We start from the raw sequence: 16,358 nt of genomic DNA, 5'->3' as shown, positions 1-16,358 counted from the left end.
AAAGCGCCTTACCTTAAGTCTTTTGTCGAATGAATATTAATGACTTACTCTCTATGTTTTGGGTGATCGTAAAACGGATTACGTTTAACCCAGAGCCTAAAAGCCTGCCAATAAATACCTAATATTACTTTTACGGTAATAATAGGATATTGGATCAGTGTTTTTGAAAGATCGTCTTCAAATGATTTTCTTTCGAGGTTTAACGTCGCATCAAAATGCTTTTCAACCGCATCATTGCCGCTACCCGACAAGGCTTTCATGGTGTTTTCCATATGGACGACTAGATGCGCTTTAGGCACGCCAAACACCCAACGATAGTCCATGTTCATGGGGTTAAACGGCGAAACATGAAACTTTTTACTAAAGCTGAAAATATGTTTATTGTCTCCACCGCTCCGGTAACCCATATCAGCCCGCTCTTCATTAACGGGCAAGACATAATCGTGTCGTTCTGCCCAAGGTGTATTGGTTATCTCTGCAAGAATGGCAATAAGGTTCTGTTGATCATCAAAGCAGTAGTAAAAAACAACAGGGTTAAAAACAATATTAAGGTAGCGCGCATGCATTAACATTCTTACATGGGCTATTTCAGGTGCTGTTTGGCCTTGTGATTTAAAGTCTTCGTTTACACGATTAATGACGGCTTGTTTGAGATCTGGCTGCTCTGGTGAAAAGTAGTCTTTACGCTTAAAGCTCACCAGATTAAATCGCTCTAAAGAGCAAAACCATTTGGTTGAAAAAAGTGCTGGCAGCTCATCTAGATCGATATAAAGCATAAATAGCGGGTAATTAAATGAATGAGCATTAGGCACAAAGCGACGGTGACGAATATTACCTGTGTAAATGGCACTCTGCATATTCTGACGAAGTATTCGTTCACTGGTAACGCTTTTATTCATAATGAAAGACCAAATGCTTCTGCAACTCTCAACCCACTATTAACACCGTCTTCATGAAAACCATTAAACCAATACGCGCCACAATAATGCGTTCGATTATGTCCACTTATTTCTGAGTGTCGTTGCTGTGCTTTTACACCATCAAGTGTGAACACAGGGTGACTATATTGATAACTATCGATAATTTTTGATGGATCGATCTCATGAGATCGATTGAGGGTCACTAGAAGTGTTTCTGGCGCATCGTCAAAGTTTTGTAAAATATTCATATTGTACGTGACCATCGCACAGTCATTGGCCCTTTGAGGAATATGGTAATTCCATGCAGCCCAGGCTAGCTTTTTCTTCGGCATTAGTCGTTCATCAGTATGCAGCACGACTTGATTCATTTGATACGGTAATTGCCCCAGTATCTCACTCTCTTTATCCGTTGGCTGTTCAAGCATTCTTAACGCCTGATCACTGTGGCAACCGAATACAACTTGGTCAAACTGATATTTTTTACCCGCGTCGTCTGTTAACTCAACACCCTTATCATCACGCGCAACAGAAACAATCGCAGTATTAAGTTTAATATTATCTTTGTAAGGGCGAGTAATAGGCTCTATATAAGATCTCGAGCCACCACTGATTACACGCCATTGAGGTCTATCGTCAACGCTCAACATGCCGTGATTGTTGAAGAACCTTAAAAAGAACCTGAGTGGAAATTCCATCATCACATCAACGGATGCTGACCAAATGGCTGCGCCCATCGGTACAATATAATAATTAACAAACGCTTCTGAATAGCCATGTTCTTTTACAAACTCACCTAGCGTTTGATCATCAGTAACCGTTTCGTTTTTCAACGCGTCTACTGTTTGCTTATTAAAACGAATAATGTCGAAGATCATCCTAATAAACGATGGTTTTGCCATATTAAGTCGCTGTGCGAACAAGCTATTTAAGCTGGTACCGTTATACTCTAATCCGGTATTTTCACACCGCACACTGAAACTCATATCCGATACTTCACTCTGTACTTTTAGCTGTGCCATTAGTTCTATAAAGTTCGGATAAGTCCAATCATTAAAAACGATGAAGCCAGTATTCACTGGGTATGTCTTGCCCCCTAACTCAACGTTACGAGTGTGCGTATGGCCGCCCAGATAGTCGTTGGCTTCAAACAAGGTCACATTATGCTTTTTACTTAATAGATAGCCTGCTGTTAAGCCCGCTATGCCTGAGCCGATGATGGCAATGTTTTGTTTCTGACTCATAATAATTCCTAGGGCTTTGTTAATTCTGTCTGTTGATTGTTATCGGTATGTGGCTGATGGTTTACATAGTTTGAGGTTTCTGAGTGACGTGATGCCTTTCCCACCAGTTTGAATCGAAGGCTATCTGGCAATAACGAAATAGTTTTTAAAATTCGTGTAAAGCGAGAGGGAAAGTGAATGTCAAAACGATTGGATTTGAGCCCCTTTACAATTCTTTCGGCGGCATCATCTACTTCGACAATAAAGGGCATGTCAAAATCATTTTGATCAGTCAATGGCGTTTTAACAAACCCTGGGCTAATCACTCTTATATCAATACCTTCATGCTGTAAGTCTAGCTTCAGGGATTCTACAAAATACCTTAATGCGGCTTTTGATGCGCCATAAGCACCGGCTCTTGGCAACGCCTGATAGGTTACGCTACTAGACATAATGGCAAGCTGTGGTGCACAACTGGGGTTCATTGCGCGGGCTGACCGAAGTAATGGTAGCGCTGCATTTATCACATTTAATGCACCCCAAAAATTAGTATCCATCACGCGTTTTACTGCAGCCATATCAATTTCATCTGAGTCAATATATTCACAGGTTCCGGCATTTACGATCACCTGATCAAGCCGCCCTACACGCTGTCGAATGTTTTCTGCCGCTGCAGTAACCGCAAATTCATCAGTAATATCCAAGTCAATTACTTCAACCGTTGCATTGGATTTTTGCGCTATTGATTCTAGTTTTGCTTTATCTCGAGCACTAATAAAAAGGGTGTTACTTCCGTTGTTCAGCTCTCGAAATAACGCTTCACCAATGCCTGTCGAGGCACCGACTATCCATATTGCGCGTTTTTTTTCTGTAGTATTCATACAATCGGCCTTTGGTCTTATGACAACGTTTATTAACCTGTATCACTCGATGCAACTACTTTCTACTTGCCACTTTTTACTTTCTACTTAGCCATGTATTTTTTAAGCTGCTTTATAACGGTTCCCAAAACAGGCACATGCTCATATAACAAGCTGCCGCCATCAAAGTAATCTTTGTGATAAAACACCTTGTCATCAAATCGTATTTCAGTTGAACCATCCATGCTAATATCGCGACCTTTATTTAGCCTGTCATGGGCGTAAGTCATGGTCCAGGTGAGCATGGCGCTGTCGTTTGATATCCACTGATCATGAAACACAAACTCGCTGCTTTTTAGATTTAAGTACAGTGCATTAAAGTACTCTTTCATTTCATCAAGTCCTTCGATACGATGAAAGCTATCTTGGAATAGAACATCTTGCCGGTATACGCCATCGACAATGTCGCTTTTACAGTTACTCGCATTCAATGTTTGGTACAGTGTTTTAAATTGCTCTACAACCTGCTCTGGTGATTTAGCTGAACTTGCCATTACCCTTTCTCCTCAGTACTGTTATCACCCGCCTTCACTCTATTTCGCTGACCTTCTTCTAATATACGAGCAGGCACTGGATTAAGATCACTCACAATACCTAAAAGAGACAAAAATTTTAGAATGTAGTATGAAATATCAACTTCCCACCAGTAGAAACCCTGCCTTGCAGAGACCGCAAAACGATGATGATTGTTGTGCCACCCCTCACCTAAAGTGAGCAGTGTTAACCATGGGTTGTTGCGGCTACGGTCTTTTGTTTCAAACCGACGAGAACCCCACACATGGCCTAAAGAATTGATGGTGAATGTGGCATGAAATAAAAGAGTTGTAGAGACGAAAAACACCCATACCAGCATCTGCCAACCATTCGTACCCGACTCGGGCCAATAATGGGCGATAAACTCACCTAAAAAGTAAATTAATACAGCAAAAATAGCCGGCACTAAAATATCAAAGCGATTTAAAAAGCGAAGCTCTGGGTATCGGGCAAGATCTTTAATCACTGAGTAGTCCGTTTTAAACCCCGCCTCAGACATAAACCACCCCACATGACTAAACCAAAAACCATGGGCAACAGGCGAGTGTAGGTCTTTTTCTTGATCAGAGTATTTATGATGCTTACGGTGATGAGAAGCCCACCATAACGGCCCTCTCTGGCAAGATGAATTACCCAGAACAGCAAACACAAACTGCCATGTTCGATTGGTTTTATAGCTTCGATGAGAAAATAATCGATGATAGAATGCCGTCACTGCAAACATTCTTAACCAAAAAAAGCCTAAACAAAACCACAAAGCGGTTGCGCTCCACCCCGTCCAAATTACCCCCAAACAAGCGACATGAACAGCCAAAAAAGGTATGCATCGAAACCAGTTTATTTTATGTGGCTCAACAGGGTCTGAGTTAGTTGAGCCTGCTTCTGCATCGATCCATCTAACGATATTTCTAAGCAGTTGATTTTTGCTAGACTGTTGAATACTCATGCTAGATGAACCTCTTCATCAGCAAACAAGTCTCTGGTTGGCTCAGACAATTGCTTGAACCACAACTTTGTCTGCGCAACCGCTGTCGCATGATCGACTATCGGCACAGCATAACCAGCGCTTCTAGCTTGCTGAAGACTGGGCTGATGAATTGACTTACTATCTAGCCCTGCGAGTTCAGGGACGTAGCGACGAATAAAATCTCCGTTAGGGTCAAAACGCTCCGACTGTCGTGTCGGGTTAAATATTCTAAAATACGGTACGGCATCAACCCCTGTCGAGGCGCTCCACTGCCACCCACCATTATTAGACGCTAAATCACCGTCTACTAAATTCTCCATAAAATACTGCTCACCCCAACGCCAATCAATGAATAAATGCTTGGTTAAAAACATCGCAGTGATCATTCTTAATCGATTGTGCATCCAGCCAGTCTCAGCCAACTGTCGCATAGCCGCATCAACAATCGGAAAGCCGGTACGCCCTTCAACCCATGAATTAAACAGTGCCTGATCATGCTTCCAAGGAAGCCTGTCAGTATCTATTTTGAACGGCTTGTGTTTGCTTAATCGTGGGTATTCATCCATCAAATGCCGGTAGAATTCTCGCCAGATTAATTCGTTTATCCACACCAAAACGCCGTTTCTCCCACTATCAAAACGACCTTCTGTTAAGCTGAGTGCGGCTTGCATGCATTGCGTTGTACTTAATGCACCCACCGCTAAGTAAGGTGATAACTGGCTTGTACCGTCTACAGAAGGGATATCTCTTTTGATGTCATATTCTTTAATGTGACCTTCAACAAACCTATTCAGTCGATCATGGGCTTCATCTTCACCTGCCGGCCATAGTGATGACCACTTAGACTCAGTAACGACTTCATTTAACGCCGTTAGGTCCATCTCTACATCAATCAAAGCCTGCGCTTTGGGTTTATACAGAATGGGTCGTGAGTAAAGAGCATACTGCTCTATGAAGGCGCGTTTAAAAGCAGAAAAGACTTTGTAGCATTCACCTTGCTTTGTTCTGATCTGACCAGGCATTATCATGCAGCTATCATGAAACTCTTGAGTCATGACATTGACCGATTCTAGTTTTTCTTTGACAGCTTCGGCACAGTGTTTTTCATTAAGCTCATATTCAGCGTTGTAATACACCCGTCCAGAGCCAAGTAGGCAGGCTTGCTCAGTGATAACATCAGCATATTGAGAAAAGTCACTACAAGCGATCACTTTTAAAGGCACATTAAGCAAACTGAGCTGTTCTGCCAATGAAAGAAGTTGTCCGACGATAAGTGATCGTTTTGCCGGTGCTACAGAGTGTTGATCCCATTGTTTCTGAGATAGCAGGTAAATAGCTACTACACTTCCGTTTTGTAGCGCTGCACTTAACGCCGGATTATCATAAACTCTCAGATCACTTCTAAACCAAACAATATTATGCATTTTTTACCACACTCATTTGTTCTTCCTGCCCAACATTATGTTTATGATAGTTCTTACGGTCCTAGGTTAGAATCGGATCACCTTTAAGTTACTTTATTTATGATGTTATACAATATCCTTATTAAATATGTGCTTAATTATGAGTATTACCGAGAGTTTGCCTTTACCAACCGTTACCAATACTTTATATTTTGACTTGGAACATCAATCAATTAAGGCTAAATACTAATCATTGCTTTTCTTACATTTTTGAGATGATCTTAATCTTGAAAATCGTTGGAACCTCAGAATGAGAACGACTTTTTGAAGCAAGCCCAAACTGACATTTCCCAGTCACTCAACGCATTAGTCCTTAAAATTGCGCATGATAAAGACCGAAATGCCTTTATACAGTTATTTGAACAAGTTTCGCCACAGCTAAAGGCTTATGCTATCCGCTGCGGGGCAAGCCCGACGGATTCTGAAGAAGTTGTTCAAGAGGCGTTACTCACTGTTTGGCGTAAAGCGCATACGTTTAACCCTAGCGCGGCCTCTGCGATCACTTGGCTCTATACGATTGTTCGTAATAAGCGAATTGACCTTGTGCGTAAAGAACGTCCAGACCTTATAAGCTCCGATGATCTATGGCCTGAGGCTTTTACCGAAAAAGAACATTTAGAAAATAAAGTAGAAAGTGATCTAAATGTGAACGTCGTTCGTACACTCTTACACGGGTTGCCTGAAACCCAGCGGCAAATTGTTTATAAAGTCTATTTTGAAGGCAAACCTCACAGCGAGATTGCCAATGAACTTGATTTACCGCTCGGAACCATAAAGTCACGGTTGCGATTGGCAATGAAAAAGTTAGACACCTTAGCGAAAGAACAAATGACATGGCTAATTATCATCCTTCTGACGAACTTTTAATGCAATTTTCGGCTGGCCAAATGTCCAATGCACTGGGCATTTTAGTCGCATGCCACCTTGAAAAGTGCCCTGAGTGTTGTCAGCGTATAAGAGTCTATGAGCAGTTAGGCGGTGAGATAATGCAAGAATCTCCCCCTGTTGAAGTTAGCAGCAATGTATTAACACAACTGCTATCGCAATTAGATGAACCTGAGCACGAAGCGACAAAAACTGGACAAAAAACACAGGTTATTGACCCACGTATACCTAAACCGTTAAGTCGGTTTGTGCCTGGTTATTTTGATCAGCTTGAATGGTCAGGTATGACTCGTAGTATAAAAGAATATAAGTTACCGTTTTCTGACGGTCAATACACCGCAAAGCTCTATAAGATTTCAGCAGGCAAAGAACTACCCGTGCATACTCACAAAGGCAATGAGTTTACGTTAGTGATGGATGGGAGTTTCTCTGATAGTGCAGGAGAGTATCATCAGGGTGACTTTATTCTGGCAGACACTCATACCGTTCACCAACCCAAAGCTGCCGAGACGAGTGATTGCATATGTTTTGCGGTACTCGATGCACCGCTTAGAATGACTGGGTTCTTTGGACGAATGTTAAACCCTTTTCTGACTTAACATTCAGAGTGACTGTTTTGTTCAAATCGCCCGGTAAATAATGCCCGGGCGGCATTGGATCATTTCAAACTTATCTGAAAGGCCATTTAATGACTCCGAAGCTCCCAATACCAAATATCCTCCTTTATTCAAGGCTTGATGCATTCGGGACAGAATATCTAATTTGAGTTCAGCCGAAAAGTAAATTAAAACGTTACGACAAAAGATAACATCAAATTTTCCCAGAATAGAATACCGGTCTAGAAGGTTTAATAAACGAAACTCAACGTGCTTCATCAGATCAGGCTTTACTTTCCATACGCCTGGGGCTTTCTCGACAAAATAAGCATTCAGGCGCTCTTTTGATAACCCTCGCCCAATGGCAAGCATCTCATACTCGCCTGATTTGGCATTGGCTAACACCGTCTGAGAGATATCGGTAGCAACGACTTTAATGCCGCTTTTTAGCTTACCCGGTTTTGCTCGTTTAAACTCCTCAGCAACCATAGTCATCGAGTAAGGCTCTTGCCCTGTAGAGCATGCAGCGGACCAGATTCTAACGGGTTTAATACCGCCCCTTTCAGAAAATTCAGGCAACAATATGTCGCTTAATATTCTAAAAGGATGATTATCTCTAAACCAAAGCGTTTCATTGGTGGTCATTGCATCAACCACTGTTTCTTTTAATGCTCTTGATGATGCTTTTTTCAACGTTTGAACAAGCACCCCAAGTGACTCAATACCTTCTTGCTCCATTATTTTTCTAAGCCGACTTGTCACGAGATACTGTTTGTTGTCGCCCAGGAGTATCCCACAAGCCTGCTGAAGAAAATCACGAAACAGCTGGTATTCGTCAACGGACACTGAAGAAGTTGCATTCAAGCGTGCGGTCATAGATGTATGCATCCAAACAAAAAATGTTTTCTAAACATGTTCAATGGTGTAGTTCATCAACAACGGTCATAACTCGCTCAGCCAATTCATCCGGGCTAAACTTTGCCATAAAGTCATCTGCTCCCACCTTTTCAACCATTGCCTTATTGAAAACACCACTCAACGAGGTGTGAAGCATAATATACAGCCCGGCAAGCCTAGGGTCTGCCTTACAATGCGTGGTCAGCGTATAGCCATCCATTTCAGGCATTTCAACATCAGAAATCATTAGCGCTAGATACTCAGTAATATTAACCCCTGCATCGGCCTGTTCTTGCAAGTATGTTAATGCCTGCCGCCCATCATTTTTGGTAATAACTTCAAAGCCCACCGCCTGTAAACAGTTTTGTATCTGTTTACGTGCAACGAGTGAATCATCAACCACTAACACTCTAAAACGCTGCGCTTTTTCGGTTTGAGCTTCAGTAATAATACCTGCAGTAACGGTGTCTTCAACTGGAGATATTTCAGACAGTATTTTTTCTACATCAATAATCTCTACTAGCTTATCGTCTAGTTGAGTGACGGCTGTCAGGTAATTTTCTTTGCCTGCGCCTTTTGGAGGTGGATGAATCTCACCCCAGTTAAGGTTTACAATGCGCTCGACTCCACCGACTAAAAAACCCTGAGTTTTTCGGTTGTACTCTGTAATGATAATAAAGCTACTATTAATTTTATCTTCAGGGATAGGCGTCTGACCTATTGCCATCCCCATATCCATTATAGGTATAGTACCACCACGGATATGAGCAACACCTCTTACAACTGGATTTCGCTTTGGCATCATCGTTAGTTTTGGGCACTGCAATACTTCTTTTACTTTGAAAACGTTTATACCGTATATCTGAACTCCACGTAATCGAAACAATAACAACTCAAGTCGATTCTCGCCAACCAGTTGAGTTCTCTGGTTGACACTATCCATAACACCAGCCATAGGTGTATCCCCTGCACTATTCTGAATTCTTAAATTAAAACCAAACGTAATAAACCCGTTAATACTAAATTATAGATTTTATTCAATGCATAACGGCAACATTAGCTATCGGCACATAGTTTGCTTACTTAACTAGCAATTCCACTCGTTACAACAAATGGTGTTAATGTGCCTTGTTTTAATAAACACAGCCCTGAAAAATACGTCTTACATATCGTTAGCATAGGCCATTTTTTTAAAGTGCGCAGGCCAATTTTAACTCTAGTATTACTTTTATTAGCAATACCGGTGTCTGCATCGTCATTTAGCCAGTGGGTATCCCAAGAGACTCAGCAATATTTAAATACCGTTACTGAAACTTTAGCGGCGGACAAAGGGTTCCGCTCTGACTTCAAAATCGGCAATATCGACCCGCGTTTGAACTTAACAAAATGCGAAATCCCCCTTACTTTTGAGTTTCAGGGCGACCCTTTAGAGCGAAGTAAAAACACAATAAAAGTGACTTGCCATGATAAAAAACGTTGGTCAATCTTTGTAGCAGCCAACATTAATGTCTATAAAGAGGTATGGGTGGCCAGCCAAACATTGCGTAGAGGTCAAAGAGTAAAAGACTCAGATTTAAAACGCGCGGAGTTACAAGTCAACCAATCACGACAAGGTTATTTTATAAATAAACATAATATCGCAGGCATGACCCTACGGCGTTCAATACAGGCAGGGGACGTTTTTTATCCTGGGTTACTGTTACCCCCTAAAGTGATTGAACGCGGGGATTCAGTGGTTATTAGCGCACTCTCTGACACCATATCTGTTCAAATGATGGGCGAAGCACTAAGCGACGGAAAACTAGGGCAACAGATATCGGTTAAAAACAAAAAATCTAATCGGATCATTCGCGCTACCGTTGTTTCGAAAGGGGAAGTAACCGTCCCTATGTAATCTACTCATTAACATTTAAAGCGGGGTATACGCTAAAAATATCAACATAACCTCGTTTATTTAAACAACACATAAAATAAAATACCTTTTAGTGTTAAAGTTTTTTAAAATTAGGTCGATAAGTTAAGCAGAGTCTATAAATTGAAGGTTTACGATCATGGTAATTGATATTAACAGTATTAACCCGAACCAACCGGGTGGCTCAAGAAGCCGAACAGTCGAGGCCCAACAAGCCCGACAAAAAATTGACAGCTCTACGACTGAAAAGCACGAAGCGCCAATAGAAAAGCGCGGCGAGAATGTAAGTTTTAGTGGGAAAGCCAAAAACTTCCAACAAATTGAAGCTAGCTTGAAAGAATTACCGCAAGTTGACTCCGATAAGGTTGCAAAAATTCGTGCAGCACTCGAAGATGGCACTTATAACGTCTCTGCTGAAAATGTGGCTCAAAAAATGCTTAATATGGAGAAACACATTCTATAAGAGTAATTGTTATGCCACTTTCAATTGATCGACTCAAAACTCTGCTACAAGAAGATATACAAGACCTTACCAGACTTAGCGAAATACTTAATAAAGAGCGCACCGCCCTCAAGGAGCGCTCTAACGCCGCAATACAAGAACTTGCCATCGATAAATCCACCTGCATAAAATCAATCGAACACCGAGCTAAAGCAAAAGCATTATTATTCGTTGATGCAGGCTACCAAATCAAAAAAGGCGAGTTTGAAAAAGTCATCGCTGAAATACCTGATGAATCACTTCAATCACTTTGGCGAAAAGTAAATGTAGGATTAAGGTTCTGCCAAGATCAAAACACCATCAATGGAAAGGTGGTCAGCCACTCTCTCAAGCGTGTTAATAAATTGATGGATATTGTAAGAGGCCAGAGCAATAAGCCTAACCTCTACGGTTCTTCAGGTAAGGAAAGCACTATCGGTGGTCTTAACTCAATAGCAAAAGCCTGATCAGTTAACTGACCAGGCTTTTATAGAGGGGAACATGGGAATTAGGAAGCGCTAAGCACGCTTATCTTACGGTGATAGTCACACTAGAATCAGGTGAGAAGCTAATATCGCTCATATACACACTACCAAACGTCGGGCTTGTTGGCCCAGAACCCGCTACACGAATATTTTCCAAGCTAATTCTGTCGATACTGGTAGGGAGTGCGAGCTTCATTTTACCCGTATCCAACATCTCAAATACGGGCTTACTGCTATCGTAAACAACACCTTCTACTGTTGAATCCCACGCTAGCATATTGGTAACGGGCATAAAAACGTTAGTCAAATTCTTTAATACTTTTACCGAGTCTGGTTTTTGTTCGTTATTAACCATCTGCATCAAGCCTTGAATATCTTCTGTGATACCCTGCGCTGATACACCCGCTAAAGACTCATCATCTAGTGCCCTTAGCCCAGACTTAGATTTAAATGCGTTAACTTGTTCTGCGGCTACCGCATCACTGCTTGCACTGCTTGTCTGTGTGGTTGCAGCAAATGCAACCGCTGGCTGTAAAGGCGCGACAACCATCGCCACAAAAGCAGCGGTATAACGATATCTTTTCTGGTGCTTTAACGTCCGCTCTAGGTCTCTTTGTGAGATTAGCCCCTGACAAACAAGCACTTCACCTAGTTTTTGACCTGTAGTACGCTGCTGTACTAACGCACTATCAAGCTGTTGTTCTGTGATATATCCGCGATTAACCAGTAATCGACCAAGACGGGACTTGTCTAGTTGCTTTGTTTTTGTTGATTTCATATCCCCGACCTCTATTATTTGTGTTTTGAGTTAGTAGTGATCCCTAGAGAATAATGGTATGTATTGTATGTTTTGTACACAGTATAATCTTATCGATTGGTTAACAAATGTAAGTACACTTAACATTTTGATACTGCCAGATGTCGACCGAATTAAATGAAGCGTTAAATCAGGTAGTTAGTAGCGATTCTATTTTTCGAAGCTAAACTATATTAAAGAACAAGCCATTCATGCACACTCTAATTTCACCGCTAGAGACAGGAAATATCTTTGCCTTTTGACAATAAAGAGCACAACACATTGATTGATCAGCTTCGAGATGCACAAGCATACTTGCAAAAAAAACGGTTTTATTATCGTTTTAATACTCAGATGGAAGCCAAATATACTCAATACATGCTTTCAAGCTATCAATTTGAGAATCGTCTATACCCTAGCTTAGGGGTACTAGGGCTTATTTTATTTATCGCATCAGATTTAATTGTCATTCCATCGCTGATAGATCAAGCGATCATTATTCGCTCTATTGGTGCAGGTATAATACTCGCAGTTGTGGGAGGGATTTATCTCGACAAATCTTATCGATGGCACCAGATACTCCTCTGTCTAGGCGCATTTATTATCCACCTATCATTGATATTAGTGGGCATACTTGCTGCCGACAGCGGCCAGTTTCATTATCAATTTGGTTCAATTATTACCATTATATTTATATGTAATATTATTCGAGTAGGCTTTTCTTATGCGCTCCCTTTTGCGCTTGTTATGTTGCTTTCTCAGCTATTTGCAATGTCCCAATTGACGGTCATCACGACCGAGCAAATGACAGAAATATTTTTTATCTATTCTTTCGTTACCATTTTAAGCCTAATTGTTAACGGAAGAATGGAGTTTGAGATCCGAAAAAGCTTTGTTCGTTCCCAGCTCCTTAACTACGAGCACGACGAACTTATAAAAACACAAGAGAAGTTAAGAAAACTGTCCACATTAGATGCATTAACAGGCCTTTTTAATCGTCGCTATTTTAATAAGCACATAGAACGCGAGTGGTTGAACGCAGTCAGGCAAAAGACACCTATTTCTGTATTAATGATCGATGTTGATGACTTTAAACGTTATAACGACACCCAAGGTCATGTAGCGGGTGATGAATCCCTCAAAAGTATTGCACAAACATTAAAGCAACATGTTCAACGCCCTAATGATATGGTCGCTCGGTATGGAGGGGAGGAATTTGTAATTACCTTGCCTTATGCTAACGAAGCGGACGCAACGGCGCTTGCTTCCATTATATTAAACGCTGTATTTGAACTAAACATTCAGCACCCCTATGCCACCCATCAAAATAGGCTCACTATTAGCATTGGTTGTTGCTCTCTTATCCCAGATCAGGAATATTCTATAAAAGATCTGCTAAAATGCGCTGACGAAGCACTTTACGAATCAAAACGTAAAGGAAAGAACTGTATTTCAACCGGTAAATGCAGCAAACTAAATAAATCTTAAAACACTAATCAAACAAACTAAGGATACTTTAGATGCGTAGCTACATATCATTTATAAAGCCATTTTTACTCTGTCTATCCCTTATATTGAGTTCTATTGCGACCGCTGCCGATACAAACGCTACGGCTAACGATGTAAAGGTGTTAATAGAAACAAATCACGGTGATATTACCGTGAAGCTAAATCCAGAAAAGGCACCTATCACAGTTAAGAACTTCTTAGGCTATGTTAACAGTGGTTTTTACACCAAAACAGTTTTTCATAGGGTAATTCCAGGATTCATGATTCAAGGCGGCGGTTTTTATAAAAGCATGGATAAACTGCCAACGAGAACCCCCATAAGAAACGAAGCCTCTAACGGGCTTCACAACAACCGTGGCACTATTGCTATGGCCCGAACCAGTGATCCTCATTCGGCATCGTCTCAATTCTTTATCAACGTTGCGAATAATAACTTCCTTGATTACAGCGCTCAAAGCATGGGCTATGCCGTATTTGGTAATGTCGTTGATGGCATGGACGTGGTAGAAAAAATTGAAAATGTTAAAACGACTAAACGAAATATGCATGCCAATATTCCTGTCGACCCCGTTGTGATCAAAAGCATATCGGTAGTGAAATAATAGCGACAATGAAATAATGGGGCCTCCTCACAATACTGTCGATTAATTATTCCTTAATATTAAAGAGTTTCCATTTTGCAATTACCTTCTGTGCCCACTGCCGACCTCATCTGGGATGAGGTCGGCCATCCTATTTCCAAAAATCACAATGACGTTTATTACTCGCGAGAAAGTGGTATTGAAGAAACTCAATATGTATTTCTCGAACACAATCATATCGCTGAACGGTTGCGAGAAATTGATAAACGCAATCACTTAACAGTGGCTGAAATTGGGTTTGGTACCGGGTTAAATTTTTTATGCTGTTGGCTAGAGTGGCATAATCAAAAAATAAATGGTGATGCGGTCCCTCTGCACTTTGTATCAGTTGAAAATGCGCCATTACGTGCCTCAGACTTAACCAAAGCCTTGGCTAATTGGCCCGCTTTAAGCCACCTAAGCGACCAACTGATAGCGCAGTACCCTTTACCCGTAAAAGGGTGCCACCGACTCGTATTTGAACAAGGGCTAGTGACTCTTACGCTTTACATTGGTGATGCGGAAGACCAATATAACCAAGCGTTATTTCTCGCGGACGCTTGGTTTCTTGATGGTTTTGCACCCCACAAAAGCCCAGAAATGTGGAGCCCACACCTATTCGAAATTATCGGCCTGCATAGCGCTCAAGATGCAACCTTTAGTACATTCAGTATTGCTGGAGTTATTAGACGAGGCATGACGAGTGCGGGTTTTAACGTCATAAAAGTGCCTGGCTTCGGGCGAAAAAAAGAAATGCATGCAGGTTATTTTGTCGCAAACAATAATACCAGTGTAAACCAGCTGCTAAATTTACCTTGGTTTAAAGGCAGCCTAGGAACACCCGTTAACCTATCGTCTTGCGATTATGATGCAATCATCGTAGGTGCAGGGCTCGCAGGCGCAACAACCGCAACAGCCTTAGCATCGAGAGGGCTCAACGTCTTAGTTGTTGAAAAGCAAGACGCACCCGGTAATGGTGGTTCTGGCAACCCACAAGGTGCACTTTACAATAAGTTCTCTTCTGATTTTAATGTTCAAACCGAGTATGCACTTAATAACCTTTTATTTAGCCAGCGGTTCTATCATCGAACACAACAACAATTTAAAACTGTTTTTTGGAATCAATGCGGTCTGATTCAAGTTGCTTGGAATGAAAAAGAGAAAAAAAAACAGGCTGATTTTTTAAGTAAAAACCAATACCCCGAAGACCTTTTTACGCCTATAGATGCTAAACAAGCTAGCCAAATAGCGGGTGTAGAACTTAACCGTGGTGGCCTATTCTTTCCAGATTCAGGTTGGGTGGCACCTAAAAAGCTTTGTACGTTACTGCTAGAGAGTAACGACATTTCAACACGTTATAATACTCAAATAAGAGCATTAACCCAAGACACAGTCTCAAAAATCTGGACCGCTATCGATTGCAACAACCAGACGATAGCGACCGCTCAAAATATTATCATTTGCTCAGCATCAGATGCGAAAAACGTCGAGCAGCTTAATCATTTTAAAATAAAGCCCATCAGAGGCCAGGTATCGGTTGTTAATTCAGACGCCGACTATCCGCTTAAAACGGTATTATGTGGCGAAGGCTATATTAGCCCTCAAACCGATCATAAATTTTGCTTCGGCGCTACATTTGACCTTAAGAATGACCATTGCGAAGAGATTAAAGAAGACCATATTAAAAACATTTCCCAGCTAACTGAGTGGTTGGATTCTGCTAAAGCGTTACTTTCAGGCAAACACATTAAGACACTTGAAGGACGAGCCTCACAACGCTGTAGCTCCCCTGATTACGTCCCCATTGTTGGTAAAGCCCCCAACATTAACGAGCAGGTAGATCGATTCTCTAAATTACGCCATGATGCTAAAGCCAAGTTTGACGTCTCCGGCGCGTACTATCAGGGTTTATTTGTCAATATTGCGCATGGTTCAAAAGGCTTATCATCTTGCCCGTTAGCCGCGGAGTTTATTGCAAGCCAACTATGCAATGAGCCGTCCCCTCTTTCTGCCGAGATAGTCAAAGCCATCAGTCCGTCGAGGTTTATCATTAGAGACTTAATAAGGCGTAAGTTATAAACTCGCGTTATCGAAGAGTAATAACCTCAACATAATGCCGATTTTTCTGGTGATAGCACTCCTTTAATCCGGTA

General features: G+C 41.4%; 17 protein-coding genes. 8 read left to right on the top strand and 9 right to left on the bottom strand.

Annotated elements, in window-relative coordinates:
• Window positions 1-44: 44 nt before the first annotated feature.
• From NKI27_RS08575 to phrB, 6 genes are all read right to left on the bottom strand, one after another.
• Window positions 45-899 (bottom strand): DUF1365 domain-containing protein, encoded by an 855-nt coding sequence (locus tag NKI27_RS08575; protein WP_265049248.1) that lies wholly within the window; start codon window positions 897-899, stop codon window positions 45-47.
• The gene (locus tag NKI27_RS08570; RefSeq protein ID WP_265049247.1) at window positions 896-2,161 is read right to left on the bottom strand and encodes an NAD(P)/FAD-dependent oxidoreductase; all 1,266 of its coding nucleotides are present in this window, start codon (window positions 2,159-2,161) and stop codon (window positions 896-898) included. Before NKI27_RS08570 ends, NKI27_RS08575 begins: the two co-directional genes overlap by 4 nt.
• Window positions 2,162-2,169: 8 nt before the next feature.
• The gene (locus tag NKI27_RS08565; RefSeq protein ID WP_265049246.1) at window positions 2,170-3,021 is read right to left on the bottom strand and encodes an SDR family NAD(P)-dependent oxidoreductase; all 852 of its coding nucleotides are present in this window, start codon (window positions 3,019-3,021) and stop codon (window positions 2,170-2,172) included.
• A gap of 83 nt (window positions 3,022-3,104) precedes the next feature.
• The gene (locus NKI27_RS08560) at window positions 3,105-3,554 is read right to left on the bottom strand and encodes a nuclear transport factor 2 family protein (RefSeq protein ID WP_265049245.1); all 450 of its coding nucleotides are present in this window, start codon (window positions 3,552-3,554) and stop codon (window positions 3,105-3,107) included.
• Entirely contained in the window at window positions 3,554-4,540 is a 987-nt protein-coding gene (locus NKI27_RS08555) for an acyl-CoA desaturase (protein ID WP_265049244.1), read from the bottom strand. The genes NKI27_RS08560 and NKI27_RS08555 overlap by 1 nt, the downstream gene beginning before the upstream one ends.
• Window positions 4,537-5,985, bottom strand: a complete 1,449-nt coding sequence (phrB, locus tag NKI27_RS08550; protein WP_265049243.1) for a deoxyribodipyrimidine photo-lyase — start codon at window positions 5,983-5,985, stop codon at window positions 4,537-4,539. The genes NKI27_RS08555 and phrB overlap by 4 nt, the downstream gene beginning before the upstream one ends.
• Window positions 5,986-6,288: 303 nt before the next feature.
• Here phrB and NKI27_RS08545 point away from each other — a divergent pair, with 303 nt between their 5' ends.
• On the top strand, window positions 6,289-6,891 hold the full coding sequence (locus tag NKI27_RS08545) for a sigma-70 family RNA polymerase sigma factor (RefSeq protein ID WP_265049242.1): 603 nt from the start codon (window positions 6,289-6,291) through the stop codon (window positions 6,889-6,891).
• The gene (locus tag NKI27_RS08540) at window positions 6,858-7,508 is read left to right on the top strand and encodes a ChrR family anti-sigma-E factor (protein ID WP_265049241.1); all 651 of its coding nucleotides are present in this window, start codon (window positions 6,858-6,860) and stop codon (window positions 7,506-7,508) included. The genes NKI27_RS08545 and NKI27_RS08540 overlap by 34 nt, the downstream gene beginning before the upstream one ends.
• 21 nt (window positions 7,509-7,529) lie before the next feature.
• On the opposite strand, the gene NKI27_RS08535 is transcribed toward NKI27_RS08540, so the two are convergent.
• Together NKI27_RS08535 and NKI27_RS08530 are read right to left on the bottom strand one after the other, a co-directional pair.
• Entirely contained in the window at window positions 7,530-8,381 is an 852-nt protein-coding gene (locus NKI27_RS08535) for a CheR family methyltransferase (protein WP_265049240.1), read from the bottom strand.
• Window positions 8,382-8,421: 40 nt separating this feature from the next.
• Window positions 8,422-9,357 (bottom strand): chemotaxis protein CheV, encoded by a 936-nt coding sequence (locus NKI27_RS08530; RefSeq protein ID WP_265049239.1) that lies wholly within the window; start codon window positions 9,355-9,357, stop codon window positions 8,422-8,424.
• A 288-nt stretch (window positions 9,358-9,645) separates the two neighbouring features.
• Here NKI27_RS08530 and flgA point away from each other — a divergent pair, with 288 nt between their 5' ends.
• The 3 genes from flgA to NKI27_RS08515 all read left to right on the top strand — a co-directional run bounded on the left by flgA (window position 9,646) and on the right by NKI27_RS08515 (window position 11,262).
• Window positions 9,646-10,296: a flagellar basal body P-ring formation chaperone FlgA gene (gene flgA / locus NKI27_RS08525; protein ID WP_265049238.1), complete on the top strand. Its 651-nt coding sequence runs from the start codon at window positions 9,646-9,648 to the stop codon at window positions 10,294-10,296.
• Between the two features lie 157 nt (window positions 10,297-10,453).
• The gene (flgM, locus tag NKI27_RS08520; RefSeq protein WP_265049237.1) at window positions 10,454-10,777 is read left to right on the top strand and encodes a flagellar biosynthesis anti-sigma factor FlgM; all 324 of its coding nucleotides are present in this window, start codon (window positions 10,454-10,456) and stop codon (window positions 10,775-10,777) included.
• Between the two features lie 11 nt (window positions 10,778-10,788).
• Window positions 10,789-11,262, top strand: a complete 474-nt coding sequence (locus NKI27_RS08515; protein ID WP_265049236.1) for a flagella synthesis protein FlgN — start codon at window positions 10,789-10,791, stop codon at window positions 11,260-11,262.
• Between the two features lie 61 nt (window positions 11,263-11,323).
• On the opposite strand, the gene NKI27_RS08510 is transcribed toward NKI27_RS08515, so the two are convergent.
• The gene (locus NKI27_RS08510; protein ID WP_265049235.1) at window positions 11,324-12,058 is read right to left on the bottom strand and encodes a hypothetical protein; all 735 of its coding nucleotides are present in this window, start codon (window positions 12,056-12,058) and stop codon (window positions 11,324-11,326) included.
• 270 nt (window positions 12,059-12,328) lie between these two features.
• On the opposite strand from NKI27_RS08510, the gene NKI27_RS08505 reads away from it, so the two are divergent.
• The 3 genes from NKI27_RS08505 to mnmC all read left to right on the top strand — a co-directional run bounded on the left by NKI27_RS08505 (window position 12,329) and on the right by mnmC (window position 16,284).
• Window positions 12,329-13,564 carry a GGDEF domain-containing protein gene (locus tag NKI27_RS08505; RefSeq protein WP_265049234.1) on the top strand — a complete coding sequence of 412 codons (1,236 nt, stop codon included), beginning with the start codon at window positions 12,329-12,331 and terminating at the stop codon, window positions 13,562-13,564.
• Between the two features lie 32 nt (window positions 13,565-13,596).
• Window positions 13,597-14,187 (top strand): peptidylprolyl isomerase, encoded by a 591-nt coding sequence (locus NKI27_RS08500; protein ID WP_265049233.1) that lies wholly within the window; start codon window positions 13,597-13,599, stop codon window positions 14,185-14,187.
• 75 nt (window positions 14,188-14,262) lie between these two features.
• Window positions 14,263-16,284 carry a bifunctional tRNA (5-methylaminomethyl-2-thiouridine)(34)-methyltransferase MnmD/FAD-dependent 5-carboxymethylaminomethyl-2-thiouridine(34) oxidoreductase MnmC gene (gene mnmC, locus NKI27_RS08495; protein WP_265049232.1) on the top strand — a complete coding sequence of 674 codons (2,022 nt, stop codon included), beginning with the start codon at window positions 14,263-14,265 and terminating at the stop codon, window positions 16,282-16,284.
• The last annotated feature ends 74 nt before the right edge of the window (window positions 16,285-16,358 follow it).

This window comes from Alkalimarinus alittae, from assembly GCF_026016465.1.
Classification (GTDB): domain Bacteria; phylum Pseudomonadota; class Gammaproteobacteria; order Pseudomonadales; family Oleiphilaceae; genus Alkalimarinus; species Alkalimarinus alittae.
The sequence above is the reverse complement of the archived record's forward strand: the minus strand, read 5'-3'. Positions and strand labels throughout refer to the sequence as shown.